At 59.1% G+C, this 16797-nt stretch carries 18 protein-coding genes; 5 read left to right on the top strand and 13 right to left on the bottom strand.

Features of this window, described 5'->3' with window-relative positions; genetic code table 11:
* Window positions 1-64: 64 nt before the first annotated feature.
* Window positions 65-976, bottom strand: a complete 912-nt coding sequence (gene mak, locus AB1748_RS05945; protein WP_293770906.1) for a fructokinase — start codon at window positions 974-976, stop codon at window positions 65-67.
* Window positions 977-1122: 146 nt separating this feature from the next.
* Here mak and rdgC point away from each other — a divergent pair, with 146 nt between their 5' ends.
* Window positions 1123-2034, top strand: coding sequence for a recombination-associated protein RdgC (rdgC, locus tag AB1748_RS05940; protein ID WP_111140885.1), 912 nt, complete (start codon window positions 1123-1125; stop codon window positions 2032-2034).
* Window positions 2035-2253: 219 nt separating this feature from the next.
* Here the strand turns inward: rdgC and ppnP are convergent, their stop codons facing one another.
* The 3 genes from ppnP to aroL form a co-directional block, all read right to left on the bottom strand.
* The gene (gene ppnP, locus AB1748_RS05935; protein ID WP_111140886.1) at window positions 2254-2544 is read right to left on the bottom strand and encodes a pyrimidine/purine nucleoside phosphorylase; all 291 of its coding nucleotides are present in this window, start codon (window positions 2542-2544) and stop codon (window positions 2254-2256) included.
* 253 nt (window positions 2545-2797) lie between these two features.
* Window positions 2798-2989, bottom strand: a complete 192-nt coding sequence (locus AB1748_RS05930; RefSeq protein ID WP_111140887.1) for a YaiA family protein — start codon at window positions 2987-2989, stop codon at window positions 2798-2800.
* 110 nt (window positions 2990-3099) lie between these two features.
* Complete coding sequence (gene aroL, locus AB1748_RS05925; RefSeq protein WP_111140888.1) at window positions 3100-3624, bottom strand: shikimate kinase AroL; 525 nt, start codon at window positions 3622-3624, stop codon at window positions 3100-3102.
* 315 nt (window positions 3625-3939) lie between these two features.
* Between aroL and AB1748_RS05920 the strand changes: the two genes are divergently transcribed.
* Window positions 3940-4662: a DUF2076 domain-containing protein gene (locus tag AB1748_RS05920; protein WP_111140889.1), complete on the top strand. Its 723-nt coding sequence runs from the start codon at window positions 3940-3942 to the stop codon at window positions 4660-4662.
* Here the strand turns inward: AB1748_RS05920 and AB1748_RS05915 are convergent.
* The gene (locus tag AB1748_RS05915; RefSeq protein WP_111140890.1) at window positions 4659-5114 is read right to left on the bottom strand and encodes a YaiI/YqxD family protein; all 456 of its coding nucleotides are present in this window, start codon (window positions 5112-5114) and stop codon (window positions 4659-4661) included. The genes AB1748_RS05920 and AB1748_RS05915 overlap by 4 nt on opposite strands.
* A 162-nt stretch (window positions 5115-5276) precedes the next feature.
* Here AB1748_RS05915 and proC point away from each other — a divergent pair, with 162 nt between their 5' ends.
* Entirely contained in the window at window positions 5277-6089 is an 813-nt protein-coding gene (gene proC, locus AB1748_RS05910; RefSeq protein WP_111140891.1) for a pyrroline-5-carboxylate reductase, read from the top strand.
* A gap of 54 nt (window positions 6090-6143) precedes the next feature.
* Here proC and AB1748_RS05905 read toward each other — a convergent pair whose 3' ends face one another.
* From AB1748_RS05905 to AB1748_RS05890, 4 genes are all read right to left on the bottom strand, one after another.
* Window positions 6144-7670 (bottom strand): FAD-dependent oxidoreductase, encoded by a 1527-nt coding sequence (locus AB1748_RS05905; RefSeq protein WP_367396121.1) that lies wholly within the window; start codon window positions 7668-7670, stop codon window positions 6144-6146.
* A gap of 204 nt (window positions 7671-7874) precedes the next feature.
* Window positions 7875-8177 carry a PsiF family protein gene (locus tag AB1748_RS05900; protein ID WP_111140893.1) on the bottom strand — a complete coding sequence of 101 codons (303 nt, stop codon included), beginning with the start codon at window positions 8175-8177 and terminating at the stop codon, window positions 7875-7877.
* Window positions 8178-8291: 114 nt separating this feature from the next.
* Window positions 8292-8540: an anti-adapter protein IraP gene (gene iraP / locus AB1748_RS05895; RefSeq protein WP_293770914.1), complete on the bottom strand. Its 249-nt coding sequence runs from the start codon at window positions 8538-8540 to the stop codon at window positions 8292-8294.
* A gap of 197 nt (window positions 8541-8737) precedes the next feature.
* Window positions 8738-8878: a hypothetical protein gene (locus tag AB1748_RS05890; protein WP_199560026.1), complete on the bottom strand. Its 141-nt coding sequence runs from the start codon at window positions 8876-8878 to the stop codon at window positions 8738-8740.
* Window positions 8879-9132: 254 nt separating this feature from the next.
* Here AB1748_RS05890 and AB1748_RS05885 point away from each other — a divergent pair, with 254 nt between their 5' ends.
* On the top strand, window positions 9133-12264 hold the full coding sequence (locus AB1748_RS05885) for a beta-galactosidase (RefSeq protein ID WP_367396120.1): 3132 nt from the start codon (window positions 9133-9135) through the stop codon (window positions 12262-12264).
* Window positions 12265-12468: 204 nt separating this feature from the next.
* Here the strand turns inward: AB1748_RS05885 and AB1748_RS05880 are convergent, their stop codons facing one another.
* Window positions 12469-12765 carry a hypothetical protein gene (locus AB1748_RS05880; RefSeq protein WP_146240865.1) on the bottom strand — a complete coding sequence of 99 codons (297 nt, stop codon included), beginning with the start codon at window positions 12763-12765 and terminating at the stop codon, window positions 12469-12471.
* Between the two features lie 57 nt (window positions 12766-12822).
* Between AB1748_RS05880 and AB1748_RS05875 the strand changes: the two genes are divergently transcribed.
* Complete coding sequence (locus AB1748_RS05875) at window positions 12823-13074, top strand: biofilm development regulator YmgB/AriR family protein (protein ID WP_367396119.1); 252 nt, start codon at window positions 12823-12825, stop codon at window positions 13072-13074.
* Between the two features lie 8 nt (window positions 13075-13082).
* Here the strand turns inward: AB1748_RS05875 and AB1748_RS05870 are convergent, their stop codons facing one another.
* From AB1748_RS05870 to AB1748_RS05860, 3 genes are all read right to left on the bottom strand, one after another.
* On the bottom strand, window positions 13083-13400 hold the full coding sequence (locus tag AB1748_RS05870; protein WP_367396118.1) for a hypothetical protein: 318 nt from the start codon (window positions 13398-13400) through the stop codon (window positions 13083-13085).
* Window positions 13401-13555: 155 nt separating this feature from the next.
* On the bottom strand, window positions 13556-13852 hold the full coding sequence (locus AB1748_RS05865; RefSeq protein WP_111140910.1) for an I78 family peptidase inhibitor: 297 nt from the start codon (window positions 13850-13852) through the stop codon (window positions 13556-13558).
* Between the two features lie 276 nt (window positions 13853-14128).
* A complete protein-coding gene (locus tag AB1748_RS05860) occupies window positions 14129-16732 on the bottom strand; it encodes an EAL domain-containing protein (protein ID WP_367396117.1) in 2604 nt (867 codons plus the stop codon).
* Between the last annotated feature and the right edge of the window lie 65 nt (window positions 16733-16797).

Genomic DNA, 16797 nt, shown 5'->3' with positions numbered 1-16797 from the left:
GCAACAGTGATGAACGATTCAGCGCCTGACATCGGGCGCTGAATCGCCAGCGAAGATCCCGGCATCAGCCGTGCAGCGGCCAGAGCCACGCGGCACCGCGCACGCCGCTGGAGTCGCCATGCTGCGCCTTGCAAACCGGCGTTTCGCACTCGCCGCCAAACACCCACGTCTTCATCAGCAGCGGCACGGTCTGGTAGAGACGATCCACATTGCTCATGCCGCCGCCCAGCACGATGATATCGGGATCGATCAGGTTCACCACATGCGCCAGCGATTTCGCCAGCCGGATCTCATAGCGGCTCATCGCCAGCCCGGCGATCGGATCCTTCTGCGCCAGCAGCGAGACGATCTCCGCCCCTTTGCGATGAACCCCGCTCAGCCGCTGGTAGTCGATGCCAAAGCCGGTGCCGGACACAAAGGTCTCTATGCAGCCCTTCTGACCGCAGTAACAGGGGACCTCCTCACGATAACGCAGTTCATCCTCATCCATCCACGGCAGCGGATTGTGGCCCCACTCACCGGCGTTGCCGTTGCCCCCGATGCGTGATTCTCCGTTGATCGCCACGCCCGCGCCCGATCCGGTGCCGATGATCACGGCGAAGACGACCGATCGACCGGCCCCGGCCCCGTCGATCGCTTCCGACACCGCCAGGCAGTTGGCGTCGTTGGCGATACGCACCTCCCGGTTCAGCATCCTGGCCAGATCCTTGTCCAGCGGCTGACCGTTCAGCCAGGTCGAGTTGGCATTTTTTACCCGCTTTGTGTAGGGCGAAAGTGAGCCAGGGATCCCGATGCCGACCGTGCCGGTTTCGCCGGTTTTCTGCTCGGCCAGGAAAACCAGATCGACAATCGTCTGCACGGTTGCCTGATAATCATCACGCGGGGTATTCACCCGCTGTCGGAACAGCGCCTCTCCCTTATCTGACAACGCGATGACTTCTGTCTTGGTGCCGCCGAGATCGATGCCTATACGCAAGGTGAATTCCTCGTTGATGAGTCAGGTGAGAAATACAGTAAAAGGGCTCTGCCGGAAAGGCAATGAAACCACGCCCATGTTTCGTTATCATGCGCGCTGACTCTCGCAGACTTGTGCGCCCGATCGCGCTACGGTAAGGAATCCCGATGTTGTGGTTTAAAAATATGATGGTTTATCGTCTGAATCGTGACATTCCGTTGTCCGCAGATGAGATGGAAAAACAGCTCGACGCTTTCACGTTTTCGCCCTGTGGCAGTCAGGATATGAGCAAGACGGGCTGGGTCCCGCCGATGGGCAACCGCAGCGACGCCCTGACCCATGAAAATAAGGGTCAGATCGTAATCTGCGCCCGCAAAGAAGAGAAAATTCTGCCTTCGCCGGTGGTGAAACAGGCGCTGGAAGCGAAAATCGACAAGCTGGAAGCAGAGCAGAGCCGTAAGCTGAAGAAGACCGAAAAAGATTCGCTGAAAGATGAAGTGCTGCACAGCCTGCTGCCGCGCGCCTTCAGCCGTTTCAGCCAGACCTTTATGTGGATCGACACGGTCAACAACCTGATTATGGTGGACTGTGCCAGCGCGAAAAAAGCGGAAGATACGCTGGCGCTGCTGCGCAAAAGTCTGGGTTCCCTGCCGGTGGTGCCCCTGACGCTGGAAAACCCGATTGAGCTGACCCTGACCGAATGGGTGCGTTCGGGCGATCTGCCCGCCGGTTTTGCGCTGATGGACGAAGCGGAGCTGAAAGCCCTGCTGGAAGATGGCGGCGTGATCCGCTGCAAAAAACAGGATCTGGTATGCGATGAGATCGCCAACCATATCGAAGCGGGCAAAGTCGTAACCAAACTGGCCCTCGACTGGCAGGAGCGTATTCAGTTCGTGCTGGCCGACGATGGTTCAGTGAAGCGCCTGAAGTTCAGCGATACGCTGCGCGACCAGAATGACGACATCGACCGCGAAGATTTTGCCCAGCGCTTCGATGCGGACTTTATCCTGATGACCAGCGAACTGGCCGCCCTGACCAGCAATCTGGTGGAAGCACTCGGCGGCGAAGCTCAGCGTTAAGTCACCCGGCGGCATCATTCAGGCACGGTCTGCCCGCATTGGCGGTAAGATCCGGTCAGGGCTGAAACACGCTCAGATCGGCGGGACGTAAAATGTCATCCGGGGCGGGACGTTCCTGGTCTGGACCTGTTACCGGGGCGTAACGCATGTTTATTGCTGCCTGAATCACCCGGTGCGCGGTTCGCCGCAAACTAAAAGGGCCGCTGAGCGGCCCTTTTTTTAACCTTTCAGGTAACGGCAAAGATAGGAGCTGGGTTCGCCGACCTGCAGATGAAATTCGCTGTGGCCGGGCACGTTAAACACTGAACCCGCTTCAAACCATTTCCATTCGGTTTCGCCTGGCAGCAGCACCTTAAGCGAACCGCTGACCACGGTCATCTCTTCCGGCTGGCCGGTTCCGAAGGTATATTCCCCTTCTGCCATCACGCCCACGCTGGCACGGCCCGTGCTCGCACTATCAAAACCGATAGACTTAACTTTTCCGTCAAAATACTCACTGATGTTGAGCATAACCGTTCTCCAGAGCACATGTGTGTGTCTGGCAGTGTAGAAGGGAACCTGCTGATCTGTCACGCGAAATCATGGCCGTTTGTGATCTCTTCAGCCGGGCCGGGCAAGGAGCCGGAAATCGCCCTGATACGAGGGGGAAAGGAGGGAATAAGCGGAGAAAGGACACAGACGCAATGTCAGGTGGCTGTGAGATCCGCCTCTGCGGGCAAAACGCCGCAGGCAAACAGGCCGGCTTCCCTGCCAGCATCAGCATTTACTCTTTTTCGACGTCTTCGTAGCGCGCTTTGGCATCACGCGCTTCTTCTTCCGTCTCATGCTCACTGATTAACGAATTGGGTTTGGGATGATCGGCACGCAGTTCATAATACGTGACTTTCTTTCCTTCAGGGCCCTTCTCAACAGGCACGATTTTCGCTTCACGCGGATAGGGTGGTCTGGTCGGCATACGATGTCCCTCTTGTCTGAATAACATTCCACAGGACAGGCTGCTGCCTGCCATGGGATCAGTATAGACAATGGAGTCTGAAGCGGGCCGGAAGCGGGAAAAATCTGAGGTCAGCTGGCGCGCGCCAGGGAGAGCGAAAGCAGGATCGCCTCCACCACCCGCTCAGGTGACTGCATGGCATCCACCTGATGGTGCGCTGCGGCCTGATAGAGATGCGCGCGCTCGCGCAGCACATCACTCATCTCGTCTGCGATGGGCCGCCCGGTCAGGGTCGGACGCTGAGCCGCTTCGGGTTCACTTTCCAGCCGCTCTGCCAGAACCTCCGGCGATGCACTGAGCCAGATGACCTGTCCCTGCTCCTGCATGTAACGGCAGTTCTCTTCAGCCAGAACCATTCCGCCGCCGGTGGCGATGACGGTGCAGGGTGCGGTGACGGCCCGCAGCGACTGCGCTTCACGGGCGCGGAACCCCTCCCAGCCCTCCTCTGCCACAATCTCGGCCACGCTGCGCTGCGTAGTGAGCTGCAGATGGTGATCGGTATCCGTAAAGGCATAGCCCAGCGCCTGCGACAACGCCTCGCCGACCGTGGTTTTGCCGCAACCGCGAGCGCCAATCAAAAAGATGGGTAGTGACATCAGGGCCGTTCCTCCGCCTGACCGCGCGATGCGGCTGCATGGTGTGCTGATTAATGCGACGCATGATAACTGGAAATTATTATGGCCTCCACCCGTCAGGCACGATTTACGCATTTTCGTCTCCTTAACGGCGATAATCTCTATCTTTTCAAGGCCAAACCCATGCACACTTTGTGCATCAGCGGCCAGACAGGGCGGTAAATATTGCGCAAAACCGGGGATAATCGCGGCTGGCAATATTTGCTTACCGCCCCGATTTTACTTTTCCCGCTGGCGCCCACATATACTGTTAACCATCGCCACAGGAGAGTCATCATGCAACGCGAAGAACAACAACTGATCGAAGGGCTGTTCAGCCGTCTGAAACAGGCTGAAAGCCAGACCGTGGCTCGGGATGCCGCAGCCGAACAACTGATAAACCAGCATCTTCAGACCCAGCCTGGCGCCCCCTACTATATGGCGCAGGCGATCCTGATTCAGGAAGCGGCGCTGAAAAAACTGAATGAGAAGATATCGGCGCTGGAAAGCCAGGTTACTCAGTTGCAACAGCAGCAACAGCAGCAGCCCGCGCAGAGCAGCGGCGGCTTTCTGTCAGGGCTGTTTGGCAGCGGTTCGCGCCAGCAGCAGCCTGTTCAGCAGCAGCAGTCGCCGTGGAACAGTGCGCCACAGCAACCGGCTCAGCAGCAGTATGCACCCGCGCAGGCCGCGGCACCGCGCGGCACCGGCTTCCTGGGCGGCGCACTGCAGACGGCCGTGGGCGTCGCAGGCGGCGTGGTGATGGCGGATATGCTGACCAGCATGTTCCATCACTCGCAGCCGGAGGAGATCGTTAACATTATCAACGAACCGCCGCTGCCTGAGATCAACGATAACCTCAACACCTTTAACGGTGGCGACGATCAGGCTGATAGCTTTAACGGCGGCAACGACAGCAGCTTCCTGGATCAGAATAGCGGCTGGGACACGGATTATGCCAACAATGGCGATCTTAACGATTTTGGCGGCAGCGATTTCGACGATGACGACAGCTTCGTTTAATTGCCACGCTTCTGCTGAGTGAGCCAGCTATCCAGCTCATTGGCAAACTGCTGGCGGTCACGCGGACTCATGGTCGCGGGGCCGCCGGTCTGCACGCCACTTGAGCGCAGGGTGTCCATAAAATCGCGCATGGTCAGGCGCTCACGAATCGTCGCCGGTGAGTAACGTTCGCCGCGCGGGTTAAGCGCCGCCGCTCCCTTCTCAATCACCTCCGCCGCCAGCGGAATATCCGCAGTGATCACCAGATCGCCAGGCTGCACACGTCTGACGATCTCGTTGTCCGCGACATCAAACCCGGCAGGTACCTGCAACGTGCGCAGATAAGGCGATGGCGGTACGCGCAGAAACTGATTCGCCACAAAGGTGACCGTGGTCGCGGTGCGGTCCGCCGCACGATAAAGCACCTCTTTAATCACATTCGGACAGGCATCCGCATCGACCCAGATAGACATCTTAATTCCTTACAGTCAGAGAAGGCTCGATCTTGCCGGGTTCCGTTTAAATGGCAAATTTTATTTGCGCTGCGCTGTCCGGCAGTGACGATGACTTGTTATTCAGGCTGGCTGAAGTAAGCTGCCTGATAACAAAATGACGACTGTCCTGAGGAGAGAGCGGTGCTGACAAAAAAAATCGGGTTTATTGGCGGCGGAAACATGGCGAAAGCCATCGTCGGCGGACTGGTAAAGAGTGGAAAAGTCACTCCATCAGATATTTTCGTCTACGACCGCAAAGCCGAAACGAATCGGGCGATGGCGGAGGAGTATGGCATTCGTGCAGCAGAGAGCGCAGAGGCGCTGGCGCGCGAGGTGGACATTCTCTTCGGCGCGGTGAAGCCGAATGTCATCCTGAAAGTCCTGAAAGAGCTGTCGGGCAGCCTGAAAAAAGAGGCGATGGTGGTGTCGATTGCAGCGGGTGTCACGCTCGACTCGCTCTCATCGGTGCTGGGTTACGATCGCAAAATTGTCCGGGCGATGCCGAATACCCCTTCGCTGGTGAGCCAGGGTATGACCTCGGTGACGCCAAATGTGCTGGTTGAGCAGGCTGAAATCGACGAGGTCGTGGCGATCTTTGAGAGCTTTGGCAAAGCGGCGGTGGTGGATGAATATCTGATTCACTCTGTCGTCGGCGTCAGCGGCTCTGCACCGGCCTATGTGTTTATGTTTATCGAAGCGATGGCGGATGCGGCCGTTTCTGGCGGCATGCCACGCGCCCAGGCTTACCAGTTTGCGGCGCAGGCGGTGAAAGGCGCAGCGGAGATGGTGCTGACTACCGGCAAACATCCTGCCGAACTCAAAGATATGGTCTGTTCACCTGGCGGCACCACCATCGAAGCGGTCAGGGTGCTGGAGCAGAAAGGGATGCGGTCGGCGGTGATTGAGGCGATGCAGCACTGCATGGCGAAGTCAGAGGCGCTGAGCCGCAGCTGACGGTGGCATGAAAACGCAGGACGAACCGGCTCACGCCGTCGCCCTGCGCCCGCATTAACCGAGGTGTGGCTGGCAGAGCGCCACCGCCTCCTCCAGCGTCATCGGCTGCTGCATCCGTTCAATCAGTTCAGCGGTCAGCGTGTAGAGGCCGCATGAGCAGATCGCGGCCACGTTCCCCTGCTGTCCATAAAACGCCATAAACTTCTTCTCCTCCAGCGAACCGAGCAGCTGAAAATTGTCCCACTCTTCGGCATGACCCAGATACTCGTAACGGGTGCCGTACTGGGCTGTCCAGAAGAACGGCACACGATCATAGGCGACGGCCCGATCCAGCATATTCCAGGCGGCGGTCTGTCCCTGCTGATGGGCGACACGATAGTGCTCAATGCGCAGCGGCCCCTGGGCTGACGGATAGGTAGCGATATCACCGGCCGCCCAGATTGCGTCCGCGACCCGCAACTGTTCATCCGTCTGCAGGCTGCCATCTTCAGCCAGCGGCAGATCGTGGATAAAGTCGGTGACCGGTTTGACGCCGGTGGCAAACAGCACTACGCTGGCCGCGACCTGCTGCCCGCCTTTGAGCCGGACGCCGCTGACCTGCTGCTCCCCCTCCAGGGCTTCGATCTCGCCCTGCACCCACTTCACGCCGTTTTGCGCATGCAGCTGATAAAAATAGCGGCCAATCTGCTCGCCGAACCGTTTCGCAAAAGGCAGCGCCTGACGGGCAACCACGGTGACATCGATATCACGGTTACGCAGCGCAGAGGCCAGTTCAGTGCCGATAAAACTGTTGCCGATAATCACAATCTTATGAGTGGCATCCACCGCCTTCAGCAGCGCATCCGTCTGCGCTTTACTGCGCAGCAGGTGGACGCCCTCCAGGTCACGGCCCGGAAGTTCAGGCAGCACCGGCGCGGCGCCGCTGGCGATCAGCAGCCTGTCAAAATTCAGCGTTTCGCCATCATCGAAGATCAGCCGTTTTTGCTGCGCATCGAGACGGCTTACCCGGGCCTGAATACGCTCAACATGGTCCATGACATCGGCTTTCAGCAGCTGCGGCACCTCGTCGATCGCCATTTTGCCGGAGGGGACAAATTTGGTCAGTGCGGTGCGATCGTAGGGTGCGTCCGCTTCGCGTTCCACCAGGATGAGCCGGCCTTTAAAGCCGTCGTGACGCAGACGCCACAGCGCGGCGCTCCCTGCCGCCCCTCCGCCGAGTACCACATAAACCGGTGCGGCCGCCCCGCTGCCAATCGGTGCGGCAGGCGACATCGCTTTCGGGTTCACCAGCACCCGCCCCTCTTCGATGCGCAGCGGGTACTGTTTAAGATCGGCTAGCGCCAGCGGTTCACACATTTTGCCATCGGCCAGATCAAAGGCGGCTTTGTGCCACGGACAGACCAGCCGGTCGCCGCAGATCGCGCCCTGCTCCAGCGGCGCACCCGCGTGAGGGCATTTCGCCTGGTAAGCGCGGACATGTTCCCCGTCACGGATCAATAACAGGTCTGTTTCGCCAAGCGTTTTTTTAACCGGCTGTCGCTGGGGCAGATCGTTCAGGTCGATGATAAATTGATAATTCACGGCATGGCTCCTTTAGCGCTTCTGATGGGGGCGACGTAGCAGAACAGCGTTCTGCGTAAATCCTCACAAACAGTAAGTGTGGCAAAGGAAGCGGGAAGCCTGAGGAGGAATATTTATCAGAAAGTTAACCTGTTGTTTAAGCAGGTAATTTAATCGGGACAGTGAGGCGGGAAGAAACGGCCACCGCAGTGGCCGGAGAAGCGGTCAGCTCTTTTTCAGGCACTGGCTCATAAAGGTTTTACGCGCATCGCCCGTTAACTTTTTCTCGCCAGCCTCGCCGTTACAGTTTTTCATCTTCATCTGTTGCGGCGACATCTGTGAGAGCTTGCTCTCTTTCTTCAGGCATTCGCTCATAAAGGTTTTGCGCGCATCCCCTTTGAGATCCTGCGATTTAGCATGCTGGTTACAGACGGTCATCTTCTCCTGCTGCGGGGTTTTTTCTGCCGCACCGGCCACGCCACTCACCAGCAGACCGGCCATCATCATTGCCATTAAACCGACTTTCATCCTGTTATCTCCAGTGTGGATTGTTCCCTGTTATTCTGGCAGCGAATAAGTAAAGCGGAAAATGTTTCAGGTCAAAGTGATGTGAAGATCCCATTCCCGGCGGGGGCGGAAGGCTCAGTGGCGGGGATGCCGCAGCAGCCTGTCGATGTGGTCGCGCAGCAGTTGCGCATCATCATCGTCATCGGCTACATGGGCCATGGCGCTATCAATGGTGGTCATGATCTCGCGATGGTGCTGCGGATCCAGTTTGCGAATCAGTGCGGTGACGACAATTTCCAGCGCCTCGATCTGCGCCACCTGCTCTTTCACTGTCGCCTCTTTTTCAGCCAGCTTAACCAGTAACTCAGCAATCAGGTTTTTCATACTGTTGCCTCAGCGAGGATGGAACGCTGAAATTATCACCACGCTGGCTAAAAAAACAGAGGGCAACAGCCTTTTTTTCAGTGAGTTAGCCCGCATCCCGGCGCTTTTCTTCGCCGGTACCGGCTGACTCTGGCGGGCGAAACGTTTTGCGGGCTGACCGCGCGGCGGTTAACGGTTTCGCCCGCCGCGTACTCCGCTTAACGGGGATCGATAAATCCGCGGCCCGGCCCGCCACCGTGGCCGCCCCATCCGCCACCGCCGCCCGGCGGCGGGAAGAGGCATCCGCTTAACGTTGTGACCAATGCCAGGATGGCCGCCAGCTTAAGGATTCGAATCATAATAACCTCAGAGTGAAAAAAATCGGGCTGAGTGTATGAAGCTCCCCGCATGGCGACAAGTGAGATTCCTCCGCAACCGGCCGCTATTCATTTTTGCTGACCAGACTTAACGGTTTACCCGCAGTAAGGCGGCACAATCACAACATTCCGCCAGGTTTTGCGGCAACATTATTTGTCTGAATCGGGACGGCGGACTCTTTACAGCCTGCGCAATTTTGCGCATTGTGAGCGCATTACATTTACAGGATACCCACATGACACTCTCTCAGGCAGCTCTTAGCGATATTCTCTCCCGGCGCGACTGGGAAAACCCGGTGGTGACCTCATTGCATCGGCTGGATGCACATCCGCCGTTCGCCAGCTGGCGCGATGAAATGGCCGCCCGCGATGACCGCCCTTCCGCCTCACTGCGCAGCCTCAACGGAGAGTGGGGATTCAGTTACTTTGCACAACCTGAGGCGGTGCCCGCCAGCTGGCTGCTGCAGGATCTGCCGGACGCTACGACCCTGCCTGTCCCGGCCAACTGGCAGATGCACGGCTTTGATGCGCCCATCTACACCAACGTGCAGTATCCGATTCCGGTCAATCCGCCGTTTGTCCCGGCAGACAACCCCACTGGATGTTACTCGCTCACATTTACGCCGGACGCGGAGTGGCTCGCTTCCGGACAGACCCGCATCATCTTTGACGGGGTCAACTCCGCCTTTCACCTCTGGTGCAATGGCCACTGGATCGGTTACTCGCAGGATAGTCGTCTGCCGGCGGAATTTGACCTGAGCGACGCGCTGCAGGCCGGCCAGAATCGGCTGGCGGTGATGGTGCTGCGCTGGAGCGACGGCAGCTATCTGGAAGATCAGGATATGTGGCGGATGAGCGGTATTTTCCGCGACGTCACGCTGCTGCACAAACCTCAGGTGCATCTGGCGGATGTTCAGCTGGAAACCCGGCTCAGCCCGGAATTTTCCCATGCTGACCTGCGCGCCCGGGTTCGCGTTGCCCTGCCCGCAGCGGCCACCTCAGCCTGCCAGCTGCGCCTTACGCTGTGGCGCGGTGAGCAGCAGATTGCACAGTGTCAGCAGCCGCTGGGCAGCGCCATTATCGATGAGCGAGGTCACTACCCCGAACGCGCACTGCTCAGCCTGCCGGTGCCGCAGCCCGCGCTCTGGAGCGCCGAAACACCCCATCTCTATCGCGCCACGCTGGCGCTGCTGGATGCGGATCAGCAGGTAGTGGAGGTGGAAGCGTATGACGTGGGCTTCCGTCAGGTCACCATCGATAACGGCCTGCTCTGTCTGAATGGCAAACCGCTGCTGATCCGCGGCACTAACCGTCACGAACATCACCCGGAGCGGGGTCAGGTGGTGACTGAAGCGGACATGCGCCGCGACATCGCCCTGATGAAACAGCACAATTTCAATGCGGTGCGCTGTTCGCACTACCCTAACCATCCGCTCTGGTACCGGCTCTGCGATCAGTATGGGCTCTATGTGGTGGATGAAGCGAATATCGAAACGCACGGGATGCAGCCGATGAACCGGCTCTCCGACGATCCACGCTGGTTCGCCGCCTATAGCGAACGGGTGACGCGCATGGTGCAGCGCGATCGTAACCACTGCAGCATTATTATCTGGTCGCTGGGCAATGAGTCGGGGCATGGCGCGACTCACGATGCGCTGTATCGCTGGGTGAAAAGCAGCGATCCCACCCGCCCGGTTCAGTATGAAGGCGGCGGTGCCGATACCGCCGCCACCGATATTATCTGTCCGATGTACGCCAGGGTGGATGAGGATCAGCCGTTCCCGGCCGTGCCAAAATGGTCGCTGAAGAAGTGGATCGGCCTGCCGGGGGAAACCCGTCCGCTGATCCTCTGTGAATATGCGCATGCCATGGGCAACAGCTTTGGCGGGTTCGCGAAGTACTGGCAGGCGTTCCGGTCGTTTCCGCGCCTGCAGGGCGGCTTTGTCTGGGACTGGGTCGATCAGAGCCTGACCCGCTATGACGATCGGGGCAATCCGTGGCAGGCCTACGGCGGTGACTTTGGCGACAAGCCGAACGATCGTCAGTTCTGTATGAACGGGCTGGTGTTTGCCGATCGCTCGCCGCATCCGGCACTCTATGAAGCGCAGCGTGCGCAGCAGTTCTATCTGTTTACCGCCGATCCCGATAATCCGCTGAGCTTTACGGTCAGCAGCGATTTCCTGTTCCGCCACAGCGACAACGAGATCCTGCGCTGGTGCATCGAACAGGCGGGCAACGTGGTGGCGCAGGGGGAGGTGCCGCTGGATATTGCCGCGCAGGGCCAGCAGCGCATCACGCTGCCAGAACCGCCCGCGCTGCAGGGCGACTGCTGGCTTAATGTCGCGGTTTATCAGGTCCAGCCGACAGCGTGGAGCCCCGCCGACTGGCGTGTCGCCTGGGATCAGTGGGCGCTGCCCTCGACGATGGCGCTACTGCCGCTGCCGGAAGCGGGTGAGGCGCCGGTTCTGCATGAGGCGGCCGATGAGATCGTGGTCAGCCACCCGCAGCAGCGCTGGCACTTTTCACGCCAGAGCGGTGAACTGACGCAGTGGATGGTGGATGAGCAGCCGACGCTGCTCTCTCCCCTTCAGGACTGCTTTATTCGGGCGCCGCTGGACAACGATATTGGCACCAGTGAAGCGGAGCGGGTCGATCCGCATGCCTGGGTCGAACGCTGGAAAGCCGCCGGTTATGACCGGATGCACAGCCGCCTGATCGCCCTGACCGCCCATGCGCTGCCGCAGTCGGTGCTGATCGAAACGCAGCATGGCTGGTACGCCTGCGATCGGCTCGCCTTTATCAGCCGTAAACGTTACCTGATCAACGACCAGGGCGAGTTACAGCTGCAGCTTGCGGTTGAACAGTCGCGCGGCCTGCCGCCGCCCGCGCGCATCGGCGTGCGCTGTCAGCTGGCGCAGATCCCGGAGCAGGTAAGCTGGCTTGGTCTGGGGCCGCATGAAAACTACCCCGATCGTCAGCTGGCCGCGCAGTTTTCCCGCTGGCAGCAACCGCTGGAGCAGCTTTTCACGCCCTACGTGTTCCCGGGCGAGAACGGGCTGCGTGGCGGCACCCGTGAACTGGACAGCGGCAGCTGGCAGGTCAGCGGCGATTTTGCGTTCTCACTGAGTCGCTTCAGCCTGGAGCAGCTGCGTGAAACCTCGCATCGCCACCTGTTGCGCCCGGAAGCGGGCTGCTGGCTGCATCTGGATGCCTGCCACATGGGCGTCGGCGGCGATGACTCCTGGAGTCCCAGCGTCAGTCCTGAATTTTTGCTGACCCAGCAGCGCTGGCAGGCTGAGCTGAGGATTCGCCTGCCGGTCGTGCGGTCACCGGACGCCGGTAAAAACGCGTCAGACGCATCACATTAACCCGCACCACCAGGGCGGTGGACAGGAGACCCGGCGAAAACCTGCCGCCGCCAACACCGCCGCCCCCGGCAGTAGCCAGGAAACATAAAAGAGGGGGTGATAACCGAAGATCCGGCCAGTGTTTGTGTCGACGCACCGCAGGCATCATCGCGCCATCGGCGAAGCCCGGCAGAAAACGCAGCTCGCCCGGCTGCGTCGTACGGGTCACAAAAGAGAGGGAGACAAACAGCAGCGGCAAAAAGCCGGGTCGCCGTTGATGCCGCGCAATTCGCCACCCCATTTTTCCGCCAGATGACTGACACTGCCTGCCTGACGCCCGGTTTCTCTGCCCGCCCCCATCAATATGGAAAAATAGGTCATTCTGTTACTGACAACATTCTGCGGTGCTTCTATGTTTAAAAAACCGCCAGTCACGGCGGTGTGGCGATCTCTCTGATCGGCGCGACGCCCTCCGCAAAAAAAACGGTACCGTCCGACGACGCTGAGGCGAATCAGCTTCATAGACTGACATGCGCATGCCCGCCATAAGAACGGGCACTGTTTTAGCGGAGGTGGGGAATGCGTACAGCACCAGACAGCGCCAGCCGTGCAATCAGAGACTATTTCAGCAGCCCGAACTGGCGCACGCCGCCTGAATCTGACCTGCTGGCAGTGATTCTGCGTGAATTAATGGAAGCGGGAGAGCCCGCCACCAATAAAGCTATTATTGCGCGGGTGATTGATAAGCTGAAAGTCGAGGGCGACGAGATGCAGCTGCAACGCTACGGCGCCCTGCTGACTCAGATTATCGGGACGCAGCCTGAGGAATAACGCGCCCGCTATTTCACCCAGCGCAGTTTATCCGCTTCGCTGACGCTGGCCCGCCCGCTGCTGCGCTGAAACAGGCACAACTCCCGCCCCCGCTGGTTCTGCATGTGGCGCTGCGGATAGCGTCCCTCCAGCAGCAGGACGCTGTAGCCGGTAGTATCGTCATACTCAATGGGGTCACCCAGCACCCGGACTTTGCTCAGGTGGCTGGCGTTAATGCACGCCTGCACCATCGTTTCATGACTCTTTTTCCAGGCTTCCGCGCTGGATGCCTGCGCCAGCATGCTGCTGAGTAACAGTGCGGGCATGAGTGCCACGATGCGTTTCATTTTCTCTGCTCCTGTTCCGGCCCGAAGGCGCTAAAAAAATTCCCGCCGGGGCGGGAATAAACAAGACGAGCACTATTTATTGTGTGACGAGGACGTCTCTCTGACGCGCTGCTATCCTCGCCTGTCATTATGACAACCCTATGACATCGCTGCCGTTAGCCACAATAAACCGAGCTGATCGTGCCATTTTTGTCGGCCAGAAAATTAAGCCGGCTGAGGTTGAAGTCCATCGTGACCGCCGCGTTATACGGAATAGGACGTACCTGCTGATCGAAGTGCTGCCCCTGTAACGCCGTTAAGGGTTTGCCAACGTAGTTCTGAAACTGAGACGCGCCGCAGCGGTCCGTTTCGGGATCCTGAGCCACGCGCGCGGTGTCGGGCTGAGAGGCAGACTGACAGGCGGTGAGTGCAAACAGGCCAGTTACCAGCAGCCCTTTTCCATAAAATTTCACGTTCATTCTCCTGTTGGACGGGTAAAACTTTCCCCTAAGCGTAGCAAAACGTGCCCGCCGGTCTGAAGCCCGGGAAGGTAAAGTTATGACAGCCCACGTGAAACCGGCTGGCCCACAGCGCGATTTTTTAAGATTAATCGCACGCCGTGCCTAAAAAAAGGGGTGAGATGGCGCCAGGCTATATAGGAATGTTCTTAGTCTTAAGGAGGTCATGATGGAACTGGTAATCTTTATTGTCTGCGCAATGCTGATGACCGCCGTCGCGGTCAAAGTCCGTTAATGGATTTCAGCCGGATTCTGCGCGGTCCTTTCCAGAAGCGTACTGAATGCTGCCAGCGGCATCGGCCGACCGAGGAAGTAGCCTTGCCCCTCTTCGCACGAGAGCTGTTTTAGCTGATTCAGCTGCGCTTCTGTCTCAATGCCCTCGGCGGTAATTGTCAGGGCAAAAGCGCGCGCCAGCGCAATAATCCCGGCCACCACCGACTGCGCCTGCTGCGATTCCGGGAAATCTTTCATCCAGGAGCGATCGATCTTCAGACCGTTAAAGGGAAACGTCTTCAGATAGCCCAGCGCCGCATAGCCCGTTCCAAAATCATCCACCGTCAGCCTCACCCCCAGTGAGCGTAATCCCTGCATCACCTCCAGCGCATGTTGCGGATGCTCCAGGGTGACGTTCTCGGTGATCTCCAGCTCCAGACAGGTCGCCGGCAGACCACTTTTTGCCAGCGCATTCGCGACCCGCTGCACCAGATCGCTGGTGCGGAACTCCATCGGTGAAATATTGACGGAAACGTAGCGATCGCCACCCCAGCCCAGTGCGTCTTTACAGGCGCGCATCAGCACCCAGTCGCTGATGCTGGCGATCAGGCCGTTCTCTTCCGCCAGCGGAATAAAGTGGTCGGGCGTAATCCACTGATCCGGGGCAATCTGCCAGCGAATCAGCGCCTCCGCCCCTGCCAGCTGTCCGGTAAGCAGCTGGTAACGGGGCTGATAGTGCAGGCGAAACTCGTTGTTCTTCAGCGCCTTTTCAATCCGGCGCGCCATCTCACGCTTATCTTCCCGCTGGCTGGCCATCTCATTGGCATACCAGACCCACTGATTGCGCCCCGCTTCGCGCGCCTCGTTCAGTGCGATATCCGCCATGCGCAGCAGCACTTCGGCATGGGTAGCATCCTGCGGAACGCAGGCGATCCCCATGCTGATGGTGAGATAGTGAACATGCTGGCCCGTGCTGATCGGCTGCTGGATCTCGTGCACCAGATGCGCGCACCGCTGGTCAACCCGCTCACGGTTCGTGTCACGCAGCACCAGCACAAACTCATCACCACTTAACCGCGCAACCAGCTCCTGCGGGCCGATACAACGCTTCAGGCGCTGCGCGACCTGACTCAGTACCTCATCGCCCGTCGCGTGGCCCCAGGTTTCGTTGATCGGCCTGAACTGATCGAGATCCAGGGTAATCAGCGTCAGCGGCACCCTGTTTTCGGGCTGCTCAAGGTGCAGCGCCAGAAACTCCTGCAGCTGGATGCGGTTCGACAGGCCGGTTAAGACATCGTGACGCGACAGAAACTGAATGCGCGCCTCCGCTTCCATGCCCTGGGTGATGTCCGATACCGTGCCGCGAAAGCCGATGCGTTGCGCGTCACGCCAGATCGTTTTCGCGACCAGCTGGCCGATGCGCCGATGCCCCTGCGCAGACATAAACTGGCAGCGCAGCGGCATCGTCTGCCCGTCCTGCTCCTGACGCCGCAGCCAGGCGACCAGCGAATGGCTGGGATGTGTCAGCAGCTGATCGATATGACGTCCCAGCCAGTGTGTGATGTCGTGGCCGGTCACGGTGTGAAAGCGCGCCGAGAGATAGACCAGCCGGCCCTCTTCATCAGTTTCCCAGATCCAGTCTGATGCCGCTTCAGCGAGGTCGCGAAAGCGCGCTTCACTGTTGGCCAGCTCCTGCTGACTGATCGCCAGCAGCGCAAAGCGCCGGTCAGAGAGAATGGCGTTGGAGAGCGCGTGGCGGCTGACGCGCCGGGTAATAATGCCGATGATGATCGCCATCAGTATCAGCAGCGGCAGCAGAAAACAGAGCAGGCCCAGGCCCGGCATTTTTGACGTCCAGCGCAGCACAATCGACTCGCCGCCTGGCGGCGTCAGCACCATACGGGGTTCATGCATCGCATCCTCTTCACCCGCCGGCAGACGCAGGTCGCGCACATCCAGCGTCGCCCCCAGCGCCTGAAGTTTTTCCGGCGTGAACAGATTCACAAAGACCATCACGGATGGCGGTCCTGCCACTGGCGGCACATTGGCTATTTTGCCACTGCTGATCGGGGCAGCTACCACGATGGCGGGCGTGTGGTTGACCAGCACATCCCGTGTTATCGCCTTGTTGTTGAGCCGACGGCTGTCCGCAATCAGCGACTGCGCCTCTTTACCCAGCCAGGCCTCCAGTGGCGTCTCGGTGAGCCTGCCATCGATCACGGTGTACGTGGTACGGCCCTGGCCATCGACCACAAACACGCCCTCATAGTGGTACTCTTCGTAGAGTCCGGGGCCAAAGTTCTCTTCATCATACGCCCAGACTTTGTTGACCCTGACATGCAGATTGCGCCAGGCTTCGCCCCAGAACGCATAATCCCGGATGTCGGTGACCATCGCCTCCTGCCGGGTTTTCCACGCCTGCTGCATCAGCAGCCGGTCATGCTCCACCGAGACACTGTTCTGCCGCTGCGCAATTGTCAGCACCATCAGCATTGAGAGCACCAGCACGCCAAACAGCAGCAGCGAAAGCGTGCGCAGGCTGCGCCGCGTAAAGCGGACAGTGCGATCTTCTGTAGCATGGCTGAATGGCGCTGACGGCGGCGCCGGAGGATTAAAAGTCATCAAAAGTGCTCACTACACATTCAGGGTTTGAAACGGGTGGCCTGCAGGACAACATGGCTGCTGAA

Source organism: Pantoea sp. Ep11b (assembly GCF_040783975.1).
Taxonomy (GTDB): Bacteria; Pseudomonadota; Gammaproteobacteria; order Enterobacterales; family Enterobacteriaceae; genus Pantoea.
The sequence above is the reverse complement of the archived record's forward strand: the minus strand, read 5'-3'. Positions and strand labels throughout refer to the sequence as shown.